A 21796-nucleotide genomic window follows, 5' to 3' on the forward strand; every position below is an offset into this window, starting at 1 on the left:
CACGGGTGCTCCTCCGGGCTGGTGTCGTCTTTCCAGTGACATTTTAAACGTCACCCCATTGCTGACATCAAGGTTTGTCATCCATCCGATGACATGCTAGAACGGAGTCAGGTCCCGCGCATTGGCAGGAACTGCCTGAACCCATGGAGGTGTTGAGATGTTGATGCGCACCGATCCCTTCCGCGAACTCGACCTCTTCGCGCAGCGGCTGGCCGCCGCCGGCAACCCCGGCACCTGGTCGAAGCCGGCCGCCATGCCGATGGACGCGTACCGGGAAGGCGACACATATGTCCTCGCCCTCGATCTGCCGGGCGTGGACAAGGAGGCCATCGAGGTCACCGTCGAGCGGAACATGCTGACCGTCAGCGCGGAGCGCCGGCCGCTTCCGAGGGGCGAGAACGTGCAGACGGAGCTGTCGGAGCGGCCGTTGGGCGTCTTTCGCCGGAGGGTGATGCTCACCGACACCCTGGACGCGGAGCGTCTGCGCGCCGATTACGAGGCGGGTGTCCTCGTACTGCGCATCCCCATCGCCGAGCGCGCCAAGCCCCGCAGGATCGCGATCGGCGGCATGACGGAGCGCGCGCGGGACGCGGCAACTGCCGCACCGGACGAGCAGGGCGCGCGGAACGCGCAGGACACGCGGGGTGTGGAGGACGTCCGGATCGAGAGGGACGCGCCCCCGCAGAGCAAGCAGCTCTCTGGCTGACCCCCCTCGCGTTCCCCTCCCTTTCACCCCTCCTCCCTCCCTGTCCATCCCCCCCCATGCCCTTGACCGTTAACACCCGCCGCACAGCGGTCACCGGATGCGGCACGACGGGTGCGACGAGCGCGATGGGCACGGCATGGCACGACGAGAAAGGCATCGCATTTTCATGATCCAAGAGAGCGGCACGGGTGCGGGCACGGGCACGGTGCACGCGGGTGGGACGAGCCGGTCGCAGCCGGTCATGACATGGACGCGGCTGTTGGAGACGGTGCGATATGACGGCGCCTATCCCACCCGGGAGCGGCCGAACGGGTCACCCTCAACGTGCTGGCGGCGCTGGGGCGTCAGCTGACCGGGGAGGAGCGCGTCGATCTGGCCGCCGTGTTGCCCAGGGAAGCGGCCGAGGTGTTCACGGCCCAGGTGCCGGCCGTGGAGAAGCTGACCGGCTGGAGCTTCGTGAAGGACCTCGCCGTCCGGACGGGAGCGCCGCTCGCCCCCACGCGCTGGGACACCGGCACCGTCTTCGCGGTCCTCGCCCGCCTGGCCGGCCCCGACCTGCTGGCCCGCGTGCTCGCCCAACTCCCCAACGGCTACGCGCTCCTGTTCGGCCAGGCCCAGCTCACCCCGCCACGTGCCGCGTAGCGCGTCACGGCACTCGGCCCGGCACGATCTGGCCCGGCACGGCGCAGCACCGACTTGTGCCGTGCCGGATCGCGCCGGGCATGGAACACCCCGGTCCGGGTAGCCGCCGCTCAACCGGTGCGCCCCTCGGGGCACTCCGGCCAGGCTTGGGCCGTCCGGAAGAGCGGCGGCCAAGCCGCACCACGGGCCCCCGCGACTTCCTCCGCGAGCCTCACTCACCGCCCCGCGAACCTCAGCCACGTAATCTCCAAAATCTGTCGTGGCGGGAGTAGACATACCCCAGAGGTAGGGCTACGGTTTTTCTCGTAGCCAACGGAGTCAAAGAGGCGCGACAGAGGACGAACTGTCGCGGAAGTGTGTGGAACGGCAGTGGAGTTGTGGGGCCGGGAAGTGCAGGAGGGTCCCACGGCTGACTGCCGGGCCAGGCGGCCGGTGGGGCCGCCGCGTAAAACCGGAACAGTTCGGCACGGGTCGTACATGGGCAGTGCCGTTCAGAATCGTTGAGAGATCAGAGAGGAGCAGACGCCATCAGGATCGCCCGAGTGCGGTAACGCCCTCTCGGGTACCGCAGACCCCGGATTGGAAGGTGGTCCCCGGTCAGGCAGCAACGATCCCCGCATGAGGCTCTGTTCAGGCCGATATGCGGTATTCACAGGCCGACGCCCGGCGTCGGCAGATGGTGTTGAAACCCCTCGGGGCCCCGGTGCCGTTCGGTACCGGGGCCCCTCGACGCGTCCAGAACTCCAGAAGCCCGGCAGTTCAGAAGCCCCGAGAGTACCCCGAAGGCCAAAAAGAGGTGCTAATGCCGCCAGAGGCCCCATCGCACACCGCCGACCCGCTCGATGATGACGACTATCCCGCCTACACCATGGGGCGCGCCGCCGAAATGATCGGCGCCACCCCCGCGTTCCTGCGCGCCATCGGCGAGGCCCGGTTGATCGTCCCCCTGCGCTCCGAGGGCGGCCACCGCCGCTACTCCCGCTACCAGCTCCGGCTCGCGGCCCGGGCCCGCGAACTCGTGGACGACGGCACCCCGATCGACGCCGCCTGCCGCATCATCATCCTTGAGGACCAGCTCGAAGAGGCCAGGCGCATCAACGAGGAACTGCGCGGCACGCGGACCGGCTCCGGTGAACCCGCCGGGGCATGACCCGCCCCGCGGTTGACGGTTGCTGTCTTCCCCGCGACCGAGCAGGATGCGAACATGCGCTTTTCCGCCAACATTCCGAACTTCGGGGACTTCGCGGACGCCAGGGCCGTCGCCACTGTCGCCACGGCCGCCGAGCAGGCGGGCTGGGACGGGCTGTTCGTCTGGGACCACGTGGTGCACGACAAGCGCCGACGGCAGGGCCAGCCCTTCGGGGACCCGTGGATGCTGTTGACGGCGGCGGCGCTGGCGACCTCCAGGATCAGGCTGGGCACGCTGGTCACCCCGGTCGCCCGGCGCCGCCCACAGCAACTGGCCCGCCAGGTGGCCACGTTGGACTCGCTCAGCGGCGGCCGGGCCGTCTTCGGCGCGGGCCTGGGCGGGCCGGTGGAGGACGAGTTCGCCAGCTTCGGCGAACCGACCGACCCCGTCGTGCTCGCCGAACGGCTCGATGAGGGCCTGGACCTGCTGAACCGCTTCTGGGCCGGTGACGAGGTGAACCACCATGGCCGGCACTACGAGGTCCGGGATGTGACCCTGCTGCCCGCCACGGTGCAGCGTCCCAGGCCGCCCGTGTGGGTGGCGGGCATCTGGCCGCACCGCCCGCCGATGCGCCGGGCCGCCCGATGGGACGGCGCGGCGCCGCTGTTCAACTCCGCCAAGCACGGGGAGATCCCCCCGGTGGAGGAGGTGCGCGACCTCATCTCCTATGTGCGCCGGCACCGTGAGGGCCGGCAGGAGGACCCCTTCGAGATCGTCCTCGGTGGCGCCACGCCCGCCGAACCCGCCAAGGCCCGCGACCTGATCGCCCCGTTGGCCGAGGCGGGCGCCACGTGGTGGGACGAGCGGCAGTTCCAGACGAGCGAGGACCTCTGCCGGCTCGCGCCCGTACTGCGCCGTATCGAACAGGGCCCGCCGGCCCTCTGAGACGCCCGCCCCTCGGCGCACCGGCCCGCCCTGTGCGCCGGGTTCGGTGTTCTCCGGAGCAGGTCGGGAAGCCTCGCTGCCGACTTTCTCCCGCCGCAACTACAGAATTTTCCGCCGGGCGGCAGGTTTATTTTTACTGTTTTCCGTATCGGTGCCATCTCCCCTGTAGCCCTGCTCTCGCCGTGTTAGGGTCGGCGACAGTTGCAGTTGTGGTTCCCAAAGACTTCAAATGCTCGTACGGTGGCAGCACCGTGCGAGAAATTTTGTACTCCGGCATTTTCTCCGGACGGGCAATCATCGCGGCGGCGCGCGGAGTCGGCACAGTGCGGATTCCGAGAAACACCCGAAGGGGATATGTCATGGCTACAGGCACCGTGAAGTGGTTCAACGCGGAAAAGGGCTTCGGCTTCATCGAGCAGGAGGGCGGCGGCGCCGACGTCTTCGCCCACTACTCGAACATCAACGCCACCGGCTTCCGTGAGCTTCAGGAAGGCCAGAAGGTGAGCTTCGACGTCACGCAGGGCCAGAAGGGCCCGCAGGCCGAGAACATCGTTCCTGCCTGACGCTTGAGCGCAGGGCGCAGCTGGGGCCCGCACCCGCAGGTCGGGATGCGGGCCCCAGCTCATTGCTTTTGGCCGGTGTTCCGCCGCCCGTACACGGCCCGGGCAGTGTCGCAGGCCGCGACGTACCACCCATGATGAGGGCGGGAGTCGAACTCGACGGAGTTCCTGGAATACGACGCGAGAATTCTCCGTCTTGGCCATTTCCGAACCCGTCGGACCGTTTTCTCATCTCATTTCTCGGCCCGTTCTTGCGATTACCCAATTCGTGCTGTCACAGCCGTGCGGGACTTCCTCGATACGTGCCGCATCGAGGAAGGTTCTGTCTCAATGAACCGCACCATTCGCACAACCGGCCGCGCGGGGCGGCCCCGTACGGACGCTTCCGGCGGCCGGGGCGGACGTCACTCCGTGCCCCTCCAGGGGGAGTTCGCGCTGCCGGTCACCCGTACCCCGGCCCTGCCCGCTGTGGCGGCGTTCGAGGAACTGGCCCTGCCCGCACCGTTGTTGAGGACGCTCTCCGGCCTCGGCATGGCCACACCGTTCCCCATCCAGGCCGCGACGTTGCCGAACTCGCTCGCCGGCCGCGATGTGCTGGGCCGTGGACGCACCGGCTCCGGCAAGACCCTCGCCTTCGGACTGGCGGTGCTGGCCCGTACGGCGGGGCAGCGGGCCGAGCCGCGTACCCCGCTGGCCCTGGTGCTCGTGCCCACCCGGGAGCTGGCCCAGCAGGTCAGCGACGCGCTGCTCCCCTACGCCCGCTCGGTGCGGCTGCGGATGGCCACCGTGGTCGGCGGCATGTCCATCGGCCGGCAGGCATCGGCGCTGCGCGGCGGGGCCGAGGTCGTCGTCGCGACCCCAGGGCGCCTCAAGGACCTGGTGGGGCGCGGCGAATGCCGGCTGGACCGGGTGGCCGTGACGGTGCTGGACGAGGCCGACCAGATGACGGACATGGGCTTCATGCCCCAGGTCACCGAACTGCTGGACATGGTGGTGCCCGGGGGCCAGCGGATGCTGTTCTCCGCCACGCTGGACCGCAATGTGGACAAGTTGGTCCGCCGCTATCTGCACGACCCGGTCGTCCACTCCGTCGATCCCTCGGCGGGTGCGGTCACCACGATGGAACACCACCTGCTGTGCGTGCGCGACGCGGACAAACACGACACCGCGACCGAGATCGCGGCCCGCGACGGCCGGGTGCTCATGTTCCTGGACACCAAGCACGCCGTCGACCGGCTCACCCAAGGGCTGCTCCACAGGGGGGTGCGGGCGGCGGCGCTGCACGGCGGCAAGTCCCAGCCGCAGCGCACGCGCACCCTCGACCAGTTCAAGAGCGGGCACGCCACCGTGCTGGTCGCCACCAATGTCGCGGCCCGTGGCATCCATGTCGCCGACCTCGATCTCGTCGTCAACATCGACCCGCCGAGCGACCACAAGGACTACCTGCACCGGGGCGGCCGTACCGCCCGCGCGGGCAAGTCCGGCACCGTCGTCACCCTCGTCCTGCCCGAGCAGCGGCGCGGAGTGACGCGGATGCTGGCTCGCGCGGGCATCACTCCGCAGACCACGCAGGTCCACTCCGGCAGCGCCGAACTGAGCCGTATCACCGGAGCCCAGGCCCCCTCGGGTATCCCGGTCGCCGTCACCCCGCCGCCCGCCGGGCGCGGCTCGCACGGCTCCTCGGCGGGGCACAATCGGCGTCGCCGGGTGCCCAGCGGACGACGCCCCTTCAACGGCCCGGCCTGACCTGCCCGCCCGGGTGGCGGGAACCTGTTACGGCCGCGTTCCCGCCGTCCGCACGCCTCCCGTGAACTTCTGCAAGTCTCTCTGAAGTCTCTCCACATCCCGCCGGGCCTTTCCAAGGCCCCTTCCGACCCTCTCCACCTGATCAGCGCCGGCCCGCTCCCGGACCGGCGCTCCCTCCGGCCTTCCGCCACCCCGAGGAGACCCCGTGCGCTGCGTCATCGCCCGCTTCCCCTTCGACCTGTTCGCCGACGATGTTCAGCAGAAGATGAAGGGCATCAAACCGGAACCCATCACCGGCGCCTCCGTCGTCATCGGCCGCCGCACCTACCCCGTCATGCAGGTCGGAGAGGTGATCACGCGGCAGGACCGCCGGGACTTCAGCGCCGGTGAGGTGATGCGGGCGCTGACGCGCCTGGGCTTCACCGTCCGTGCCCTCCCCCCGCAACCGCCCGTGGAGGCGGCCCCCGCCGCCGAGATGTTCCCGGCCCCCGCCGCCGCCCCGTACCCCGCCGAAGAGCCGTCCGCGCTGCTCCCGCCGTTCTTGCCGTACACCCCGGCCACGCCAACGGCGCCCGGAGACGGCGCGGAGCGCTGAACGACGGGGGAAGACCGGCGCGGCGACGGCCGCCGAGGACGCCGGCTGTGCGGACCGACGTCAGCCGGCCGGGTCCGCCGGGCCGTACACCGCGCGCCAGGCGGCCGGGGGAGTGCGGGCCTGGCGCCGGAAGAACGTGGTGAAGTTCCCCGCGTCCGGGAAGCCGAGGCGCCGGGCGCAGCCGCCGACCGGCAGGTCGGTGTGGGCGAGCAGCCTCTTGGCTTCCAGCAGGATGCGCTGGTCCAAGAACGCCTTGGCGCCGGTGCCCGCGGCGGCACGCGTCGCACGGGTGAGTGTGCGTACGTCGTAGCCCAGCGCTCGTGCGTAGTCGGCTACGTGGTGCCAGTCGGTGAAGTGCTCTTCCACGGCGGCCCGGTAGGCGCGGAACACATCGTCGTGCCGACTGCTGGATCCGGCCGCGACGGCCGGGGGGGCCGGTGTGCCGGAGAGTGCACGCAGGAGCAGCGCGGCCAGCAGGTGGGCGAGCAGCGCGGGATGGGCCAGGCGGGGGGTTCGCGCCGCTGCGCTGTGCTCGCGGCCGAGATGTTCAGCCGCGAGCAGCGTGAGGGACAGTTGCTGCCGGTCCAGCTGCCAGCACGTCGGTGCGCCGGTCTCTGACGCGGTGAAGCCGGCGAGGAAGCCGGGCTGGAAGAGGACCAGAGGGCCGTCGCAGTCGTCGATGTCGCTCCAGCGGTGCACCATGCCCGGCCGGATCCACACGGCGCTGCCTTCTCGCAGCCGGTAGTGGTGGAAGTCCGCTTCGTGGGCGCCGGCTCCGGAGCCGACCAGAGCGAACACATGGAAGTCGGGGCGCTGCGGCTGTACACGACGCCGGTGGGTGTCCATCGCACGCAGCCCGGCGAAATCGAGGACCTCCACCCCGTACGGCGAACCGACGGCAGGTAGATAGCGCAGCTGCCGCACTACGTTGTGTCCGCTTTCCACAAGCTTTCAGTTCCTTTCCGCAACCGCCTGAACACCCCCGCGCTTACGGTCGAGTCCGGGCCTGACAGGCAGGTCAGGTTACCGGTTCACAGCTGCGGCGAGGTGGCGTGAGCGGCCTCCCGCAGCAGGCTGGAGAGATGTGATGATGACGGAAACGACAATGGCAGTTCCCGTACCGGGCGGCTCCCTCGCCGTCCGGGCAGGGGGCGACACCGGGCCGACGCTGGTGTTCGTCCACTACTGGGGTGGCTCCGCCGACACCTGGAACGGAGTGCTGGACCGCCTGCCGGCCGGGCAGCGGGCGGTCCGTTTCGACCAGCGCGGCTGGGGCGCCTCGCGCGCGCTGGCCGGGCCCTACCACCTCGATCAACTCGCCGACGACCTCGCTCAGGTGATCGAGAGGTGTGTGCCGGGGCCGTTCGTCCTCGTCGGCCACTCGATGGGGGGCAAGGCCAGCCAGCTCGTCGCGGCCCGCCGCCCGGCCGGACTGGCCGGTATGGTGCTCGTCGCGCCCGCGCCGCCGCAGCCGCCCGCGACGGTGACAGAGGAGTACCGGCAGGGCCTGTCGCACGCCTATGACGCGCCGGAGACGGTGCGGCACGCCCTCGACCACGTCCTGACCGCCGCACCACTGTCCGGCACGGTGCGGGACCACGCGATCCGCGACAGCCTCGCCGCCGGTGCCGAGGCCCGGCAGGAGTGGCCGCTGCGCGGAATCGCCCAGGACATCACCCGCGCCGCGAGGGTCATCAAGGTCCCGGTGACCGTGCTGGCCGGGGAGAACGACAGAGTGGAGCCGCCGGAGGTCCTGCGTGACCACCTCCTGCCCAGCATCCCGCACGCCACGTTGACGACCGTCCCCGGCGTCGGCCACCTGCTGCCCTTGGAAGCCCCCGAAGCCGTCGCGGCGGCCCTCGAAGACTTCCTCAAGGCAGTCCGGCCCTGAGCGCCGGCCGCGGCGGCTAGCGCGGCACTGCCGCGGCGGCGGCTAGTGCGGCACTGTCGCGGGGCGCGGCTCCTCGTCGGTCAGGGCGGCGGCCACGGCTGCCTCGGCGTGGATGCGGGCGGTGGCGAAGACCGGCACGGGGCTGTCGTCGGGGCGGATGAGCAGCTCGATCTCGGTGCAGCCCAGGACCACGCCCTCCGCGCCCTCGGCCACCAGCCCCTCGATGACTCGCCGGTAGGCTGCCCGCGACTCCTCCCGGACGATGCCGAGGCACAGTTCCTCGTAGATCACACGGTGCACCAGCTCCCGCCCGTCCGCGTCCGGCACGAGAACCTTCAGCCCGTGGGCCGCCAGGCGCCCTCGGTAGAAGTCCTGTTCCATGGTGAACGCGGTGCCCAGCAGCGCGACGCGGCCGAGCCCGGCCGCGCGGACGGCGTCCGCTGTGGCATCGGCCAGGTGCAGCAGCGGGACGGACACCGCCCCGGCGACCTCATCGGCGACCTTGTGCATCGTGTTGGTGCACAGGAGCACCATGTCCGCACCGGCCGTCTCCACCGCGCGGGCGGCGGCTGCGAGGATCTCGCCCGCTTCGGACCAGCGGCCCTCGGACTGGAGCCGCTCGATCTCGGCGAAGTCCACGGAATACAGCACACATCGGGCGGAGTGGAGGCCGCCGAGACGCTCTCGCGTCAGCTCGTTCAGCAGCCGGTAGTACTCGGCCGTGGACTCCCAGCTCATCCCGCCGATCAGCCCGATCGTCCGCATCTCGTCACCTCGAACTCCCCGGGGCCAGCGCCCGGTCGTATCTGTGGTATTTGTCGTACCCGCGCGTGTGGCGGGAGCCCGCGGTGGCGCGGCCGGGTACGCCGACAGTGTGCCCGAAGCCCGGCCGTACGGCCGTGGCGCCGCCGCCGCTCGTGTCCCCATGCGACGGACGCGCTACGCCTTTGTGGCGAGTTGTCGACAAGGGTCGCGCCCTGTGTCCCGTATCTCTACGGTCGTCCCCGGGCCGATCAGAGAGTGGGGCGCCATGCATGGTGTGGTGATGGAGCGGCTGGCTCGTGAGGTGCTGGCCGGACTGCCGGACGACGGGGCCAGAGGCGAGGTGCTGGAGCTGCTGGAGTGCGTGCAGAGCAACCCGCGCGGGTTTCCGGACGTTCGGGAGATCATCGGAGCCGAGGTACGCGAGGCGTTCGGAAGCTGCTGCTGGGTGCGGTACGCCGTGCATGACGGCGCGATCGAGGTACGGGACATCGGACGGGTGGGCTGAGGGCCGTCGTTGGTCTGCCGGCGCGTTCAACTGCGCCGGGAGGGAGCTGTGTTGCCCTCCGGTCCGCCCTCCGAGCCGTCACCCGCATCGTGTCCGGGGACGTTCTCGGGGCCGACGGTGGCGGTGTCGTCCAAGGGGCGGCCCGGCCGGTACAGCAGTACGGAGATGATGAGGCCGACGGCGAAGAACGCCGCGGCCAGCCAGTACGCGGTCGCGTAACTGTGGACGGCGGCCTTCGCCTTCAGGTTCGGCGTTCCGAGATGGTCCTTGGCGTAGTGGGTGAGCGTGCTGGCCGCCATGGTGTTGAACAGCGCGGTACCGATGGACCCGCCGACCTGCTGCATCGTATTGACGGTCGCCGAGGCCACACCCTGGTCGTTCACGGCGACACCCAGGGTCGCCAGGCTCATCGCGGTCGGCATCACCAGGCCCAGCCCGAAGCCGAGGATCAGCAGCGGCGGCAGGACGTGCGCCGGGTAGGTGCTGTGCAGACCCAGGCCGGTCAGCCAGACCATGGCGATCGAGGCCGTCGCCATGCCGACGGGGATGACTATTTTCGGCCCGACCCGGCGGAGCAGCACATTCGTCGACAACTGCGCCGTCAGCATCAGCATGCCGACCATCGGCAAGAACGCCAGCCCGGTGGTGACCGGTGAGTAACGGAGCGTCTGCTGAAGGTAGTACGTCAGAAACAGGAAGACGCCGAACATGCCGACGCCCGCGATGAACACACTGATGTAGGAAGCGGACCGGTTGCGGTCCCGCACGATGCGCAGCGGAAGCAGCGGATGGAGAGCCCGGGTCTCCCACAGGGTGAACAGCGCCAGCAGCACCGCCCCGGCGACGAGGAAGACCCAGCACGTCCAGTTCCGCCAGGCGTGGGTCTCCGCGTTGGAGAACCCGAACACGATGCAGAACAGCCCCGCGCCCACCAGTGCGGTGCCGCGCAGATCCAGGCTCGGCCGTCGGGTCGGCACACGGCTGCGGACGAAACACAGCGTTCCGATCACTCCGAAGACGGCGATCACATCGTTCACGTACAGCGTCCAGCGCCAGTCCAGGTGCTCGGTGAGGATCCCGCCCAGCAGCAGGCCGATCGCGCCGCCCGAACCCGCGATCGCGCCGAAGACCCCGAAGGCCCGGGAACGTTCCCTGGGGTCGATGAACGTGGTGGTCAGCAGCGAGAGGGCGGAGGGCGCGAGGACCGCGCCGAACATGCCCTGGACGGCGCGGGCGATGACCAGCATCGTGAAGCTCTGGGCCGCGCCGCCCAGCGTGGAGGCGGCGGCGAACCCGATGAGACCGGTGACGAAGGTTCTGCGGCGGCCCACCAGGTCGGACAGGCGCCCGCCGAGAAGCAGCAGGCTGCCGAACGCGAGCGCGTAGGCGGTGATGATCCACTGCCGCCCGTCGTTGGAGAAGTTCAGGTCCTTCTGCGCCGAGGGGAGAGCGATGTTCACGATGGTGACGTCCAGGACCACCATCAGCTGTGCCAGCCCGATGACCGCCAGCGCCCCCCACCGGTGCGGCGGGTGCTGGGGGTCGTCGGCGGGGGACGCCGCGGATGTGCCGGGGCCTCCGTTGCTTGTGCCGGGCTCGGGTGTGCCCGGCGTGGAATGTGCCATGGCAGGCCCTCCGGGGGCTCGCGCGTGTGCGTGCCAGTGAGGTGTCCCCGCGCGCTGGGCCCTGGGACGTCACCTGGTTGCAGAGGCTCTTCCGAGCCAGCGTGCCATCTCCCCGAAGGGGCCGCCTCTCGTGGAATGACCGCCGCCGTTTCATCGCGTGAGCAGGGGCTGTGCGTCGCGGCGGGAGCGCGGATGACGGATAATCCGCCGCTGGGCGGGCCGGAGCCGGGCGGGGCTCAGAGACGGTCGACCATGCTCGGCGGGATGAACAGGTGACGGGCGCGGTGCTGGCGGACGAGCTGCTCGGGCATCTGCTCCATTTCGGGCGCGACACACTTGGCGCACGACGTATCCCGCATCGGCACGTCCTCGGGGTGCTGGATGGCGATGTGCTGGCCCAGCCGCAGCTGGGAGGTGACGACAGTGTCGAAGGGGTCGCAGTCCACGTGCGGCCCGTTGGCCTCCAGCGCGGCCCGGGCCGCCTCCGAGGCCCGTTTCATCGCCTTGTACAGCTCTGTGCACTTGTCGCAGCCCCACATCCAGGCAGGGGGAAGAGGCCACTCGTCAGGGGATTCCGGATCCCTCGCATCCATGCCGACCACCATAGCGACGTGCTTCGGCCAGGGCTGCCCGACTGCCGGACTTCGTCCTGAACCGCGCGACGCCGACCGACGCCGGGGAGAGCGGTACCGGGGAGGGACACAGGGGGGAGGCACCGGGAGAGCCGCTCGAATCCTCAACCGCCGTGCTCATCCTGCCCGTTGAGCTGGTTGTTGCGGTCGATCTCCGCCATGTGCTCTTCCGCCCACGCGCGCACCATGGCGAGCGGCTCCTCCAGTGACAGGCCGAGCGGGGTGAGCCGGTAGTGGACGCGGGGCGGCACCGTCGGCTCCACCCGCCGGCTGACGAGCCCGTCACGGACCATGCTCCGCAAAGTGGCCGAGAGCATCTTCTGGGAGACCCCGGCCATGCGGCGCTGTAGCTCCGCGAAGCGGATCTCGCCGGGGGCCTCCGCCGCCAGGACCTTCACGGCCATCGAGATCCACTTCGTACCGATGCGGTCCAGGAGCCTGCGCGTCGGGCACTGCGGGGCGAACAGATCGCCGCGCGGGCCTGTCTGCCCGCCGGTCTCGGGGCCCGGCCGCGCGCCGGCCGGCTCGTGTGCCGTCGTGGGGGCGGTCACCTGAAGCTCACCACCTGTCGGGAAAGTGCCGTCTTGGAAGCCCCACCGTACGCACCTACGGTTTCGTTGTCACCATTGGTAACCAAGGAGGTCAACGTGGTCGGGCACAAGACGGAAGCCGAACTGCGCCGTGTCACGGTCAATGGCGTCGAGCTGAACGTCGCGGTGGCGGGGGAGGGGCCCGCCGTCCTCCTGCTGCACGGCTTTCCCCACACCTGGCAGCTGTGGAGCGACGTCTGGGGCGCGCTGGCGCGGCGGCACCGGCTGATCGCCCCCGACCTGCGCGGCTTCGGCGCGAGTGCGCGCGCGGTGGACGGCTACGACGCGGGAACGCTCGCCTCGGACGCCGAAGCGCTGCTGGCCGCGCTGGGGGAGCGCTCCGCCGATGTCGTCGCCATCGACGCTGGGGTGCCCCCGGCATTCCTGCTCGCCATGCGCCGCCCCCGCCTCGTGCGCCGGCTGGCCGTCATGGAGTCGCTGCTGGGCACCCTGCCGGGCGCCGAACGATTCCTGGCGGGCGGCCCGCCCTGGTGGTTCGGCTTCCACGCGGTACCGGGCCTCGCGGAGACCGTTCTGACGGGCCACGAAGGGCGGTACATCGACTGGTTCCTCGACAGCGGCACCCTCGGGCAGGGCGTACGGCAGCCACTGCGCGACGCCTTCGTCCACGCCTACACCGGCGGCGACGCACTGCGTTGCGCCTTCTCCTACTACCGGGCGCTGCCCGTCAGCGCCCGGCAGATCCAGGAGGCCGTCGAGGCCGGGCCGCTCACGGTGCCCACCCTGGCGATCGGCGCCCAGCCGGTGCACACCGCGCTCCATCAGCAACTGCGGCCCGTGGCCGAGGACGTCGTCGGCCACGTCATCGAGGACTGCGGCCACATCATTCCGCTGCACCGACCCGAAGCCCTGCTCTCCCTGCTCGGGCCTTTTCTCCGGCACTAGCTCACGCGCTCCGGGGCCGGCCCGGGCCGCGCACCGGTACCCGGCGGTATCAGCTCCCGCCCGGAGCTGTTACCGCCGTCTGGTGAAGGTCAGGTGGGTCACGCCGCTGGGCGAGGCCACGGTTTCGATCCGGAAGCGCTCCTCAATGCCCTCCAGCCCGTCCCACAGGCGCTCTCCCCGGCCCAGGACGACCGGGACGACCGCGATGTGCATGTGGTCGATCAGGTCGGCGGCCAGGAACGCGCGCACTGTGGTCGGGCCGCCGCCGATGCGTACGTCCCGGCCGCCGGCGGCCTCCCGTGCCTGGCGCAGGGCCTCGTGCGGGGTGGCGTCGATGAAGTGGAAGGTGGTGCCGCCCTCCATCTCGACGGAGGGGCGGGGGTGGTGGGTCAGGACGAAGACCGGCGTGTGGAACACCGGGTCGGGGCCCCACCACCCGGTCCACTCGTGGTCCTCCCACGGGCCCCGCTGGGGACCGAACTTGTTGCGCCCCATGATCTCCGCGCCGATGTCGTGGCCCCATGTGAGGGCGAATGCGTCATCGACCCCGGCGGTGCCGCCGCTCTCGCCGTGCATCTCGTGGAAGCTCCGGGTCCGCATGAACCAGTCGAGGAGCCGCCGCCCGGCGTGGCCGAACGGCTCCTCGTGGCTCTGCCCTTCACCTGTGCCGAAGCCGTCGAGGGAGACGGCGAAGTTGTGGACCCGTACCTGCGACATCGTGCCTCCTGTCTCCCGCCGGAGCCGGGGGAGATAGTGATTGCGTTTCACCACCACTTGCGCAAGTGAAGCTAGACTAGGTGATGGCGAAGTGCAACTACTGGGAGCGGGTATGCGGAACGGGCCACGGTCGGGGTGTCCGATCAACGCGGCGGTGGAAATCCTCGGGGACCGGTGGAGCCTCATCGTCCTGCGCGATGTCGTCTTCGGTGGACGGCGGCGCTTCCGTGATCTGCTCGTCAACTCCGAGGAAGGGATCGCCTCGAACATCCTCAGCAGCCGCCTCAAGTCGCTCGTCGCGGGCGGTCTCCTCACCAAGGAGGAAGCGGGCCGCGGTCAGCGGGCGGCGTACAGCCTCACCGAAGCGGGCATTCAGACGGTTCCCGTCATGGCCGCGCTCGCCTCCTGGGGGCTGCGGCATCGCGAGACGACCCCTGAGCTGAGCGTGCGGGCACAGCTGCTCGAAGAGGGCGGGCCATCCCTGTGGGCCGATCTCATGGACGAGTTGCGCGAGGCCCACCTGGGCATCCCCCGCCCCGACCCGGACCGCCCCCGGGCCTCCGAGCTGCTGCGTGTGGCCTACGAGCGGGCCGTGGCGGCGCAAGCGGAAGACACGGGCTCAGCGGGCTGAACTGACTGGGCCGACCTGATCGATGCGACTGGCCCGGCCGATGCGACCGACACGGCCAACACGGGCGGCTCGGCGGCTGGTTCCGCGGCCGACGGGGTGGGCTCATGAGGTGGCGGGGCCGCCGTCGAGGGTGGCGATGACGTCCTCGTCCGGGACCTGCGCGAAATCCTCGTACCACTCGCCCACCGCGCGAAAGCCGACCGGCTGCTGGAGACACAGCAGGTCATCGGCCTCTGCGCGCAGCCGGTTCGCCGTTCCGGCGTCGGAGACGGGGACGGCCAGCACCAGCCGGGCGGGCTCCTGCCGGCGCAGATGGCGCAGGGCGGCACGCGCGGTCACGCCGGTGGCCAGGCCGTCGTCGACGAGAATCACCGTGCGGCCCCGGACGGCGGGCGCGGGACGGCCGCTTCGGTAGAGCTGTTCGCGGCGGCGCAGTTCGGCACGCTCACGGTCCACATCGTCGGCGAGCCGGTCCTCGCTCAGGCCCAGCACCGTCAGCGACTGCTGGTCGAACAGCGGCGGATCGTCCCCGGCGACGGCGCCGATCCCGGACTCCGGCCGGCCGGGCACCCCGATCTTCCTGACGACCAGCACGTCCAGGGGTGCTCGCAGCGCCTGGGCGACCGGGACGGCCACCGGGACGCCGCCCCTGGGCAGGGCCAGTACGAGCGGATCGACGACCTCTGTCGCCGCGGCCCACTCCGTCAGCCGGGCGGCGAGTTCCTGGCCGGCGTGCCGGCGGTCGCGGAAGTGCATGACGTGCTGCATGACCGTGGTGCCTGACCCTTCGTGCGGTGCGGACGGGAAGAGGGAAAGGGAGAGAGACGTGAAGGAGGGGGAGAGGGGGAGGGGAGGGCGAGGAAGCGGGTGAGGACGGTGAGGGCTCCTGGGGGGCCTCAGTGACGGGGACGTCCGCGCGCCTCCGCTCGTCCGGCACGCGCCAGGGTGCCATCCGCCGGTCCGGCACCCGGGCCGACCGGGCAGGCGCCGGGAGGACGAGGCACTCGAACGGCCGCCCGCACGCGGGCCCCGCCCGGCCGGACGACGTGCGGTCTTCCTTCGCCCGCCATTGCGAACTTGTTCATACAGGTGGCCTTCACCGGCCCCTGTTCGTCCTGGCAGACTGCGCTGACGCCGAAGTTTCCGCACACACCTGCGAGGTCAGCAGACTCATGCCAGAACTCAACCGTCGCCGGTTCCTCCAGATAGCCGGTGCGACCGCGGGCTTCTCCGCGCTGTCCAGCAGCATCCAGCGCGCCGCCGCGATCCCCGCCGCGCGCCGCTCCGGCACCATCAAGGACGTCGAACACATCGTCGTGCTCATGCAGGAGAACCGGTCCTTCGACCACTACTTCGGCGCCCTCAAGGGCGTCCGGGGCTTCGGCGACCCGCGCCCGGCGTCGCCGACGGGGAAGAGAACGGTCTGGCAGCAGTCGGGCGGCGGCAAGGATGTGCTGCCCTACCATCCCGACGCCGAGAACCTGGGCATGCAGTTCATCGCCGGCCTCAACCACGACTGGGCGGGCGGGCACCAGGCGTGGCACGACGGAAAGTACGACCAGTGGATCCCGGCCAAGGGCACGGGGACGATGGCGTATCTGACCCGGGAGGACATCCCGTTCCACTACGCGCTCGCCGACACCTTCACGATCTGCGACGCCTACCACTGTTCGATGATCGGTGCGACGGACCCCAACCGCTACTACATGTGGTCGGGCTATGCCGGTAACGACGGCAAAGGCGGCGGGCCCGTCCTCGGCAACGAGGAAGCCGGATACGGCTGGACGACGTACCCCGAGCGGCTGGAGGAGGCCGACGTCTCCTGGAAGATCTACCAGGACATCGGCGACGGTCTCGACAAGGACGGCGGCTGGGGTTGGATCGAGGACGCCTACCGGGGCAACTACGGCGACAACTCGCTGCTCTGGTTCACCGAATACCAGCAGTCCAAGCCCGGTGACGCGCTCTTCGACAAGGCCCGCACCGGTACGAACGCGAAGCAGGGCGACGGCTTCTTCGACATCCTCAAGGCCGATGTGAAGACCGGCAAGCTCCCGCAGATCTCCTGGATCGCGGCCCCCGAGGCATTCAGCGAACACCCGAACTTCCCGGCGAATTACGGGGCCTGGTACGTCTCCCAGGTCCTGGACGCCCTCACCTCCAACCCGGAGGTCTGGTCCAAGACCGCCCTGTTCATCACCTACGACGAGAACGACGGCTACTTCGACCACATCGTTCCGCCCTACCCCCCGGCCTCCGCCGACCAGGGGCGCTCCACCCTCGACACCGAGTCCGACTACTACCGAGGCGGCGTGAGCGGCTACACGGCCGGGCCCTACGGCCTGGGCCAGCGGGTTCCCATGCTCGTCGTCTCGCCGTGGAGCACGGGCGGCTACGTGTGCTCCGAACTGCTCGACCACACCTCCATCCTCCGCTTCATGGAGCGCCGCTTCGGTGTGCGCGAGCCGAACATCTCGCCGTGGCGGCGCGCCCTGTGCGGCGACCTGACTTCGGCGTTCGACTTCGGGCTCAAGGACACCGACCCCGCCTCGCTGCCGGACACCGACGCCTACGAGCCGCCGGACAAGGAGCGCCACGACAGCTACGTGCCCAAGCCGCCGGCCAATCCGGTGCTGCCCAAGCAGGAGTCCGGCTCCCGCCCGACCCGCCCGCTGCGCTACGCGCCGCTGGTGGACGGCACGGTGGACGCCGGCGCGGGGAAGTTCACCCTCACCTTCAGCGGGGGACCGTCGGCGGGCGCGTTCTTCCTGGTCAGCTCCGCTAACCGGGGCGACGGCCCGTGGACGTACTCCACGGAGGCGGGCAAGAAGCTGTCCGACACCTGGAACACCGCCTACTCGGACGGCCACTACGACCTGACGGCCCACGGTCCCAACGGCTTCCTGCGCACCTTCAAGGGCCGGGGCAAGGCGGCGGGCCCGGAGGTGACGGCCCGTCACCTCAAGGCCGGTGGCGACATCGAGCTGACGATGACGAACGCGGGCACCTCCGACTGCCGGCTGACGGTGACGAACGCGTACGGCGGCGCGAAGGAGACCTACACGGTGCGCGCGTGCGCCCGCGTGGTGCGGAAGCTGAACCTGCGCGCCGGCAAGCACTGGTACGACCTGTCGGTGACCAGCGACTCCGACGACGCCTGGTCGCGCCGCCTCGCCGGCCATGTGGAGACCGGCGCTCCGGGAGTCAGCGACCCGGCGACGCTGACGGACTGACCGGCCCGGCCTCCGATCAGTCTGATCCAGGTCAGTCCGATTCCTGATCAGGGTCGGAATGGGCAGCCGGGAGGCGGCGACCGGAGCCGAGTACGAGCCCGCGGAGTCGTGTTCTCCGCGGGCTCGTTTTCCGCCGACGCGTCGTAATGACCTCTTTTGTGTGGCGCGGAGTACGGTGACCTCTGGTTCGGATTCCCCGGAAAGCATGCAGAGGCGTATTCATGTTCGTGCTGATCATTGTCGTCGTGGTGCTCGCCGTGCTGCTGCTGCTCGCGCTTTCGGTGCGCGTCGTCAAGCAGTACGAGCAGGGTGTGCTGCTGCGCCTGGGGCGACTGCGCGGTTCGAGAAATCCCGGATTGCGTTTCATCATTCCGGTCGTCGATGTGATGCACCGGGTTTCCCTGCGCATTATCACCATGCCGATCCAGTCGCAGGGCATCATCACCCGGGACAACGTGAGCGTCGATGTGTCGGCGGTGGCCTACTTCCGGGTGGCCGATCCGGTGAAATCGGTGCTGGCGATCGAGGACGTCACCTCCGCGATCAACCAGATCGCACAGACGACGCTGCGCAAGGTGGTCGGGCAGCACCCTTTGGACGAAACGCTTTCCCAGACCGACACCATCAACGTCGATATTCGCGAGAACCTCGACAGGACCACCTCCGAGTGGGGCGTCGAGGTCACGCTGGTGGAGCTGAAGGACATCCAGCTGCCGGAAAGCATGAAGCGGGCCATGGCACGGCAGGCCGAGGCCGAGCGGGAGAAGCGGGCGAAAATCATCAATGCGGAGGGTGAATCCCTAGCGGCGGCCTCGCTGGGCGAGGCTTCCGACACGATGATGGCTCACCCGCTGGCATTGCAGCTGCGCAACCTGCAAAGCCTCGTCGAAATCGCCGTTGACCAGAATTCCACCGTCGTCTTCCCCGCCCCGCTCATGAGCACGATCGGTGAACTCGGCTCCTTCCTCGCACGTGAGAGCGCGTCGGCCACCCCGCCCGCAGCCCATGCCGCTCAGGCATCCCAGACGTCTCAGGCGTCCCAGGCTCCCGAGGAACACCCTCACTGACTCAGCGCCCGGCGCGCTGCCCGGCCCCGCTCCCGGCCCCCGGCCTCCGACTCAGCGACCGGCCCCGCCCGGGTGTCTCCCGTGACCCCGTGGCCCGTGCCCCCGCGCTCCGTGCGGGTCCGCCGGGGGCTTCCGCCGCGGGGGAGTGTCGTGCCGCCACAGCTGGGAACCCCGCATCAGTAGTCATATGCAGTCCACACAGCCTGGCCCGGTCCGGTCGGGCCAGCGGGACGGATTCTCCATGACCAGCGAGTACATGGGTCCCGGGGACCGGGACCCGTTCGGTGACTTCATCGCACGCTTCCTCGGCGGCGGAGCCCAGCGCGGGGGCCCCGGGCGGCGCGCCGACCCCCGCTACTTCGACTTTCTCAGGCTGATGAGCGAGCCGGCCCGGCGGCTGATCTCCGAGGCGGCCTCGTACGCGGCCGAGCACGGCAGCAGCGATCTGGAGACCGAGCACCTGCTGCGCGCCGCACTCTCCGCCGAGCCGACCCGCACGATGCTGACGCGGGCCGGGGCCGACCCCGACTCGCTCGCCGCCGAGATCGACCGCGAGGTGGGGGAGGGGCAGCCGCGCACCTCCATCTCCGTCAGCCCCGCCGTCAAACGGGCGCTGATGGAGGCCCGCGACATCGCGCGCTCCCGGGGCGCCTCCTACATCGGCAGCGAACATGTGCTCGTCGCGCTGGCCGCCAACCGGGACTCCACAGCGGGCCAGATCCTCGACGCCGCCCGCTTCGACCCCGGTTCCGCCACCCCGGGCGCGGGCCGCGGCGGCACCAGTGGCCTCGGCGGCCCCGCCGGTCCCGGCATGACCCAGGGCAGGCCCGAGGTGCCGGTGCGGGGCGCCCCCGGCGCCGGGGGCCGCAGCAGCACCCCGAACCTGGACAAGTACGGCCGCGATCTGACGGAGCTGGCTCGCGAGAGCCGTATCGATCCGGTCATCGGCCGTGACCGCCAGATCGAGCAGACCATCGAGATCCTCGCCCGGCGCGGCAAGAACAACCCGGTCCTGATCGGTGAGGCGGGCGTCGGCAAGACCGCCATCGTGGAGGGGCTGGCCCAGCGCATCGCCGAAGGGGACGTCCCCGACAACCTGCTCGGGCGGCGCGTGGTCCAGCTCGACTTCGGCAGCGTCGTCGCCGGGACCCGCTACCGGGGCGACTTCGAGGAGCGGCTCACCGGCCTCATCGACGAGATCCGCGCTCACACCGAGGAGCTGATCGTCTTCATCGACGAGCTGCACACGGTCGTCGGCGCCGGCGGCGGCACCGAGGGCGGCTCGATGGACGCCGGTGACCTGCTCAAGCCGCCGCTCGCCCGGGGTGAGCTGCACGTCATCGGCGCCACCACGCTGGATGAGCACCGCAGGCACATCGAGAAGGACGCCGCGCTCGCCCGCCGCTTCCAGCCGGTTCTCGTTCCCGAGCCGAGCGTCGCCGACGCGGTCGAGATCCTGCGGGGGCTGCGCGACCGCTACGAGGCGCACCACCAGGTCCGCTACACCGAAGAGGCCCTGGTCGCGGCCGTCGAGCTGGCCGACCGGTATCTGACCGGGCGCTACCTCCCGGACAAGGCCATCGACCTGCTGGACCAGGCCGGCGCCCGTGTCCGGCTGCGCACGGCCACCCGGGGGACCGACATCCGTGCCCTGGAGCGGGAGGCCGAGCAGGTGCGCCGCGACAAGGACCAGGCCGTGGCCGCCGAGGACTACGAGCGCGCCCAGCAGCTGCGCGACCGGCTCACCGAGCTGGAGGAGTCCATCGGGCGGGACGGGCGCGAGCAGGAGAACCGCTCGGCCCACCGGATCGCCGAGGTCACCGTCGAGGACATCGCCGACATCATCTCCGAGCAGACCGGCATCCCCGTCAGCAACCTCACCCAGGAGGAGAAGGACCGGCTGCTGGGGCTGGAGGGGAAGCTGCGGCAGCGGGTCATCGGCCAGGACGAGGCCGTCACCGCGGTCGCCGACGCGGTGCTGCGCTCGCGCGCGGGTCTCTCCAGCCCGGACCGACCCATCGGCAGCTTCCTGTTCCTGGGGCCGACCGGCGTCGGCAAGACGGAGCTGGCCCGGGCGCTGGCCGAGGCGCTGTTCGGTACGGACGACCGGATGGTGCGGCTGGACATGAGCGAGTACCAGGAGCGGCACACCGTCAGCCGCCTCGTCGGCGCACCGCCCGGATACGTCGGCTACGACGAGGCCGGGCAGCTGACGGAGACGGTGCGGCGCAACCCGTACTCGCTGCTGCTGCTGGACGAGATCGAGAAGGCGCACGCGGATGTCTTCAACATCCTGCTCCAGGTGCTCGACGACGGACGGCTGACCGACGCGCAGGGCCGCACCGTGGACTTCACCAACACCGTCATCGTCATGACCAGCAACCTCGGCTCGGAGGCGATCACCGGGCGCGGTGCCGTGGTCGGCTTCGGCGGCGGTGAGGAGGCCGACGAGGAGGCCCGGCGCGAGCGGGTGCTGCGCCCGCTGCGTGAGCAGTTCCGGCCCGAATTCCTCAACCGCATCGACGAGATCGTCATCTTCAGCCGGCTCGACGACGAGCAGCTGCGGCAGATCACCGACATGCTGCTGGAGGAGACCCGGCGGCGGGTGCACGCCCAGGACCTGGCGATCGACTTCAGCCCGGAGGCCGTGGACTGGCTGGCTCACCAGGGCTACCAGCCCGAGTACGGAGCCCGGCCCCTGCGCCGCACGATCCAGCGCGAGGTCGACAACCGCCTCTCCCGCATGCTGCTGGGCGGCGAACTCGAACCGCACACCCGGCTGCGGGTCGAAGTGGCCGACGGAAAGCTGGAGTTCCGGACGGAAGGGGAGGCGGCGGCGGGGACCGGCTGAGTTAATTCAGTCGATTGACTTATAAGCGGGCCCCGGCTTCACTGTCAGGTGGCAGGAGGA

19 protein-coding genes and 2 pseudogenes are annotated in these 21796 nt (G+C 70.4%); 14 read left to right on the forward strand and 7 right to left on the reverse strand.

Annotated features, from left to right (window positions below; all coding sequences use genetic code 11):
• Positions 1-157: 157 nt before the first annotated feature.
• From ABD339_RS29255 to ABD339_RS29285, 7 genes and pseudogenes are all read left to right on the forward strand, one after another.
• A pseudogene (locus tag ABD339_RS29255) lies at positions 158-580 on the forward strand (Hsp20/alpha crystallin family protein); the annotation flags it as partial.
• A 367-nt stretch (positions 581-947) separates the two neighbouring features.
• Positions 948-1348: pseudogene (locus ABD339_RS29260) on the forward strand (DUF2267 domain-containing protein).
• An 802-nt stretch (positions 1349-2150) separates the two neighbouring features.
• Positions 2151-2498 carry a MerR family transcriptional regulator gene (locus tag ABD339_RS29265; RefSeq protein WP_344570157.1) on the forward strand — a complete coding sequence of 116 codons (348 nt, stop codon included), beginning with the start codon at positions 2151-2153 and terminating at the stop codon, positions 2496-2498.
• A gap of 54 nt (positions 2499-2552) precedes the next feature.
• Positions 2553-3422, forward strand: coding sequence for an LLM class flavin-dependent oxidoreductase (locus ABD339_RS29270; protein WP_344570158.1), 870 nt, complete (start codon positions 2553-2555; stop codon positions 3420-3422).
• A 359-nt stretch (positions 3423-3781) separates the two neighbouring features.
• Positions 3782-3985 (forward strand): cold-shock protein, encoded by a 204-nt coding sequence (locus ABD339_RS29275; protein WP_326691647.1) that lies wholly within the window; start codon positions 3782-3784, stop codon positions 3983-3985.
• A gap of 327 nt (positions 3986-4312) precedes the next feature.
• Positions 4313-5728, forward strand: coding sequence for a DEAD/DEAH box helicase (locus ABD339_RS29280; RefSeq protein ID WP_344570159.1), 1416 nt, complete (start codon positions 4313-4315; stop codon positions 5726-5728).
• Positions 5729-5933: 205 nt separating this feature from the next.
• Positions 5934-6323, forward strand: a complete 390-nt coding sequence (locus ABD339_RS29285) for an SCO5918 family protein (RefSeq protein WP_344570160.1) — start codon at positions 5934-5936, stop codon at positions 6321-6323.
• Positions 6324-6383: 60 nt separating this feature from the next.
• Here ABD339_RS29285 and ABD339_RS29290 read toward each other — a convergent pair whose 3' ends face one another.
• Positions 6384-7268 carry an AraC family transcriptional regulator gene (locus ABD339_RS29290; RefSeq protein ID WP_344570161.1) on the reverse strand — a complete coding sequence of 295 codons (885 nt, stop codon included), beginning with the start codon at positions 7266-7268 and terminating at the stop codon, positions 6384-6386.
• A 160-nt stretch (positions 7269-7428) separates the two neighbouring features.
• Here ABD339_RS29290 and ABD339_RS29295 point away from each other — a divergent pair, with 160 nt between their 5' ends.
• A complete protein-coding gene (locus ABD339_RS29295) occupies positions 7429-8214 on the forward strand; it encodes an alpha/beta fold hydrolase (protein WP_344570162.1) in 786 nt (261 codons plus the stop codon).
• A gap of 42 nt (positions 8215-8256) precedes the next feature.
• Here ABD339_RS29295 and ABD339_RS29300 read toward each other — a convergent pair whose 3' ends face one another.
• Positions 8257-8979, reverse strand: coding sequence for an aspartate/glutamate racemase family protein (locus ABD339_RS29300; protein WP_344570163.1), 723 nt, complete (start codon positions 8977-8979; stop codon positions 8257-8259).
• Between the two features lie 214 nt (positions 8980-9193).
• Here ABD339_RS29300 and ABD339_RS29305 point away from each other — a divergent pair, with 214 nt between their 5' ends.
• Positions 9194-9484 carry a hypothetical protein gene (locus ABD339_RS29305; RefSeq protein WP_344570164.1) on the forward strand — a complete coding sequence of 97 codons (291 nt, stop codon included), beginning with the start codon at positions 9194-9196 and terminating at the stop codon, positions 9482-9484.
• 26 nt (positions 9485-9510) lie between these two features.
• Here ABD339_RS29305 and ABD339_RS29310 read toward each other — a convergent pair whose 3' ends face one another.
• The 3 genes from ABD339_RS29310 to ABD339_RS29320 all read right to left on the reverse strand — a co-directional run bounded on the left by ABD339_RS29310 (position 9511) and on the right by ABD339_RS29320 (position 12208).
• The gene (locus ABD339_RS29310; protein WP_344570165.1) at positions 9511-11109 is read right to left on the reverse strand and encodes an MFS transporter; all 1599 of its coding nucleotides are present in this window, start codon (positions 11107-11109) and stop codon (positions 9511-9513) included.
• A gap of 236 nt (positions 11110-11345) precedes the next feature.
• Complete coding sequence (locus tag ABD339_RS29315) at positions 11346-11702, reverse strand: hypothetical protein (protein WP_344570166.1); 357 nt, start codon at positions 11700-11702, stop codon at positions 11346-11348.
• A gap of 143 nt (positions 11703-11845) precedes the next feature.
• The gene (locus ABD339_RS29320; RefSeq protein WP_344570183.1) at positions 11846-12208 is read right to left on the reverse strand and encodes a winged helix-turn-helix transcriptional regulator; all 363 of its coding nucleotides are present in this window, start codon (positions 12206-12208) and stop codon (positions 11846-11848) included.
• A 180-nt stretch (positions 12209-12388) separates the two neighbouring features.
• Between ABD339_RS29320 and ABD339_RS29325 the strand changes: the two genes are divergently transcribed.
• Entirely contained in the window at positions 12389-13237 is an 849-nt protein-coding gene (locus ABD339_RS29325; protein WP_344570167.1) for an alpha/beta fold hydrolase, read from the forward strand.
• A 69-nt stretch (positions 13238-13306) separates the two neighbouring features.
• Here ABD339_RS29325 and ABD339_RS29330 read toward each other — a convergent pair whose 3' ends face one another.
• The gene (locus ABD339_RS29330) at positions 13307-13954 is read right to left on the reverse strand and encodes a dihydrofolate reductase family protein (protein WP_344570168.1); all 648 of its coding nucleotides are present in this window, start codon (positions 13952-13954) and stop codon (positions 13307-13309) included.
• A 112-nt stretch (positions 13955-14066) separates the two neighbouring features.
• Between ABD339_RS29330 and ABD339_RS29335 the strand changes: the two genes are divergently transcribed.
• Positions 14067-14585 carry a winged helix-turn-helix transcriptional regulator gene (locus ABD339_RS29335; protein WP_344570169.1) on the forward strand — a complete coding sequence of 173 codons (519 nt, stop codon included), beginning with the start codon at positions 14067-14069 and terminating at the stop codon, positions 14583-14585.
• 102 nt (positions 14586-14687) lie between these two features.
• On the opposite strand, the gene ABD339_RS29340 is transcribed toward ABD339_RS29335, so the two are convergent.
• The gene (locus ABD339_RS29340; RefSeq protein ID WP_344570184.1) at positions 14688-15341 is read right to left on the reverse strand and encodes a phosphoribosyltransferase; all 654 of its coding nucleotides are present in this window, start codon (positions 15339-15341) and stop codon (positions 14688-14690) included.
• Positions 15342-15757: 416 nt separating this feature from the next.
• On the opposite strand from ABD339_RS29340, the gene ABD339_RS29345 reads away from it, so the two are divergent.
• From ABD339_RS29345 to ABD339_RS29355, 3 genes are all read left to right on the forward strand, one after another.
• Positions 15758-17818 (forward strand): phosphocholine-specific phospholipase C, encoded by a 2061-nt coding sequence (locus ABD339_RS29345; RefSeq protein ID WP_344570170.1) that lies wholly within the window; start codon positions 15758-15760, stop codon positions 17816-17818.
• 221 nt (positions 17819-18039) lie between these two features.
• A complete protein-coding gene (locus tag ABD339_RS29350; RefSeq protein WP_344570171.1) occupies positions 18040-18885 on the forward strand; it encodes a slipin family protein in 846 nt (281 codons plus the stop codon).
• A 241-nt stretch (positions 18886-19126) separates the two neighbouring features.
• The gene (locus ABD339_RS29355) at positions 19127-21736 is read left to right on the forward strand and encodes an ATP-dependent Clp protease ATP-binding subunit (RefSeq protein WP_344570172.1); all 2610 of its coding nucleotides are present in this window, start codon (positions 19127-19129) and stop codon (positions 21734-21736) included.
• The last annotated feature ends 60 nt before the right edge of the window (positions 21737-21796 follow it).

Origin of the sequence: Streptomyces axinellae, from assembly GCF_039532135.1 — a bacterium.
Classification (GTDB): Bacteria; Actinomycetota; Actinomycetes; order Streptomycetales; family Streptomycetaceae; genus Streptomyces; species Streptomyces axinellae.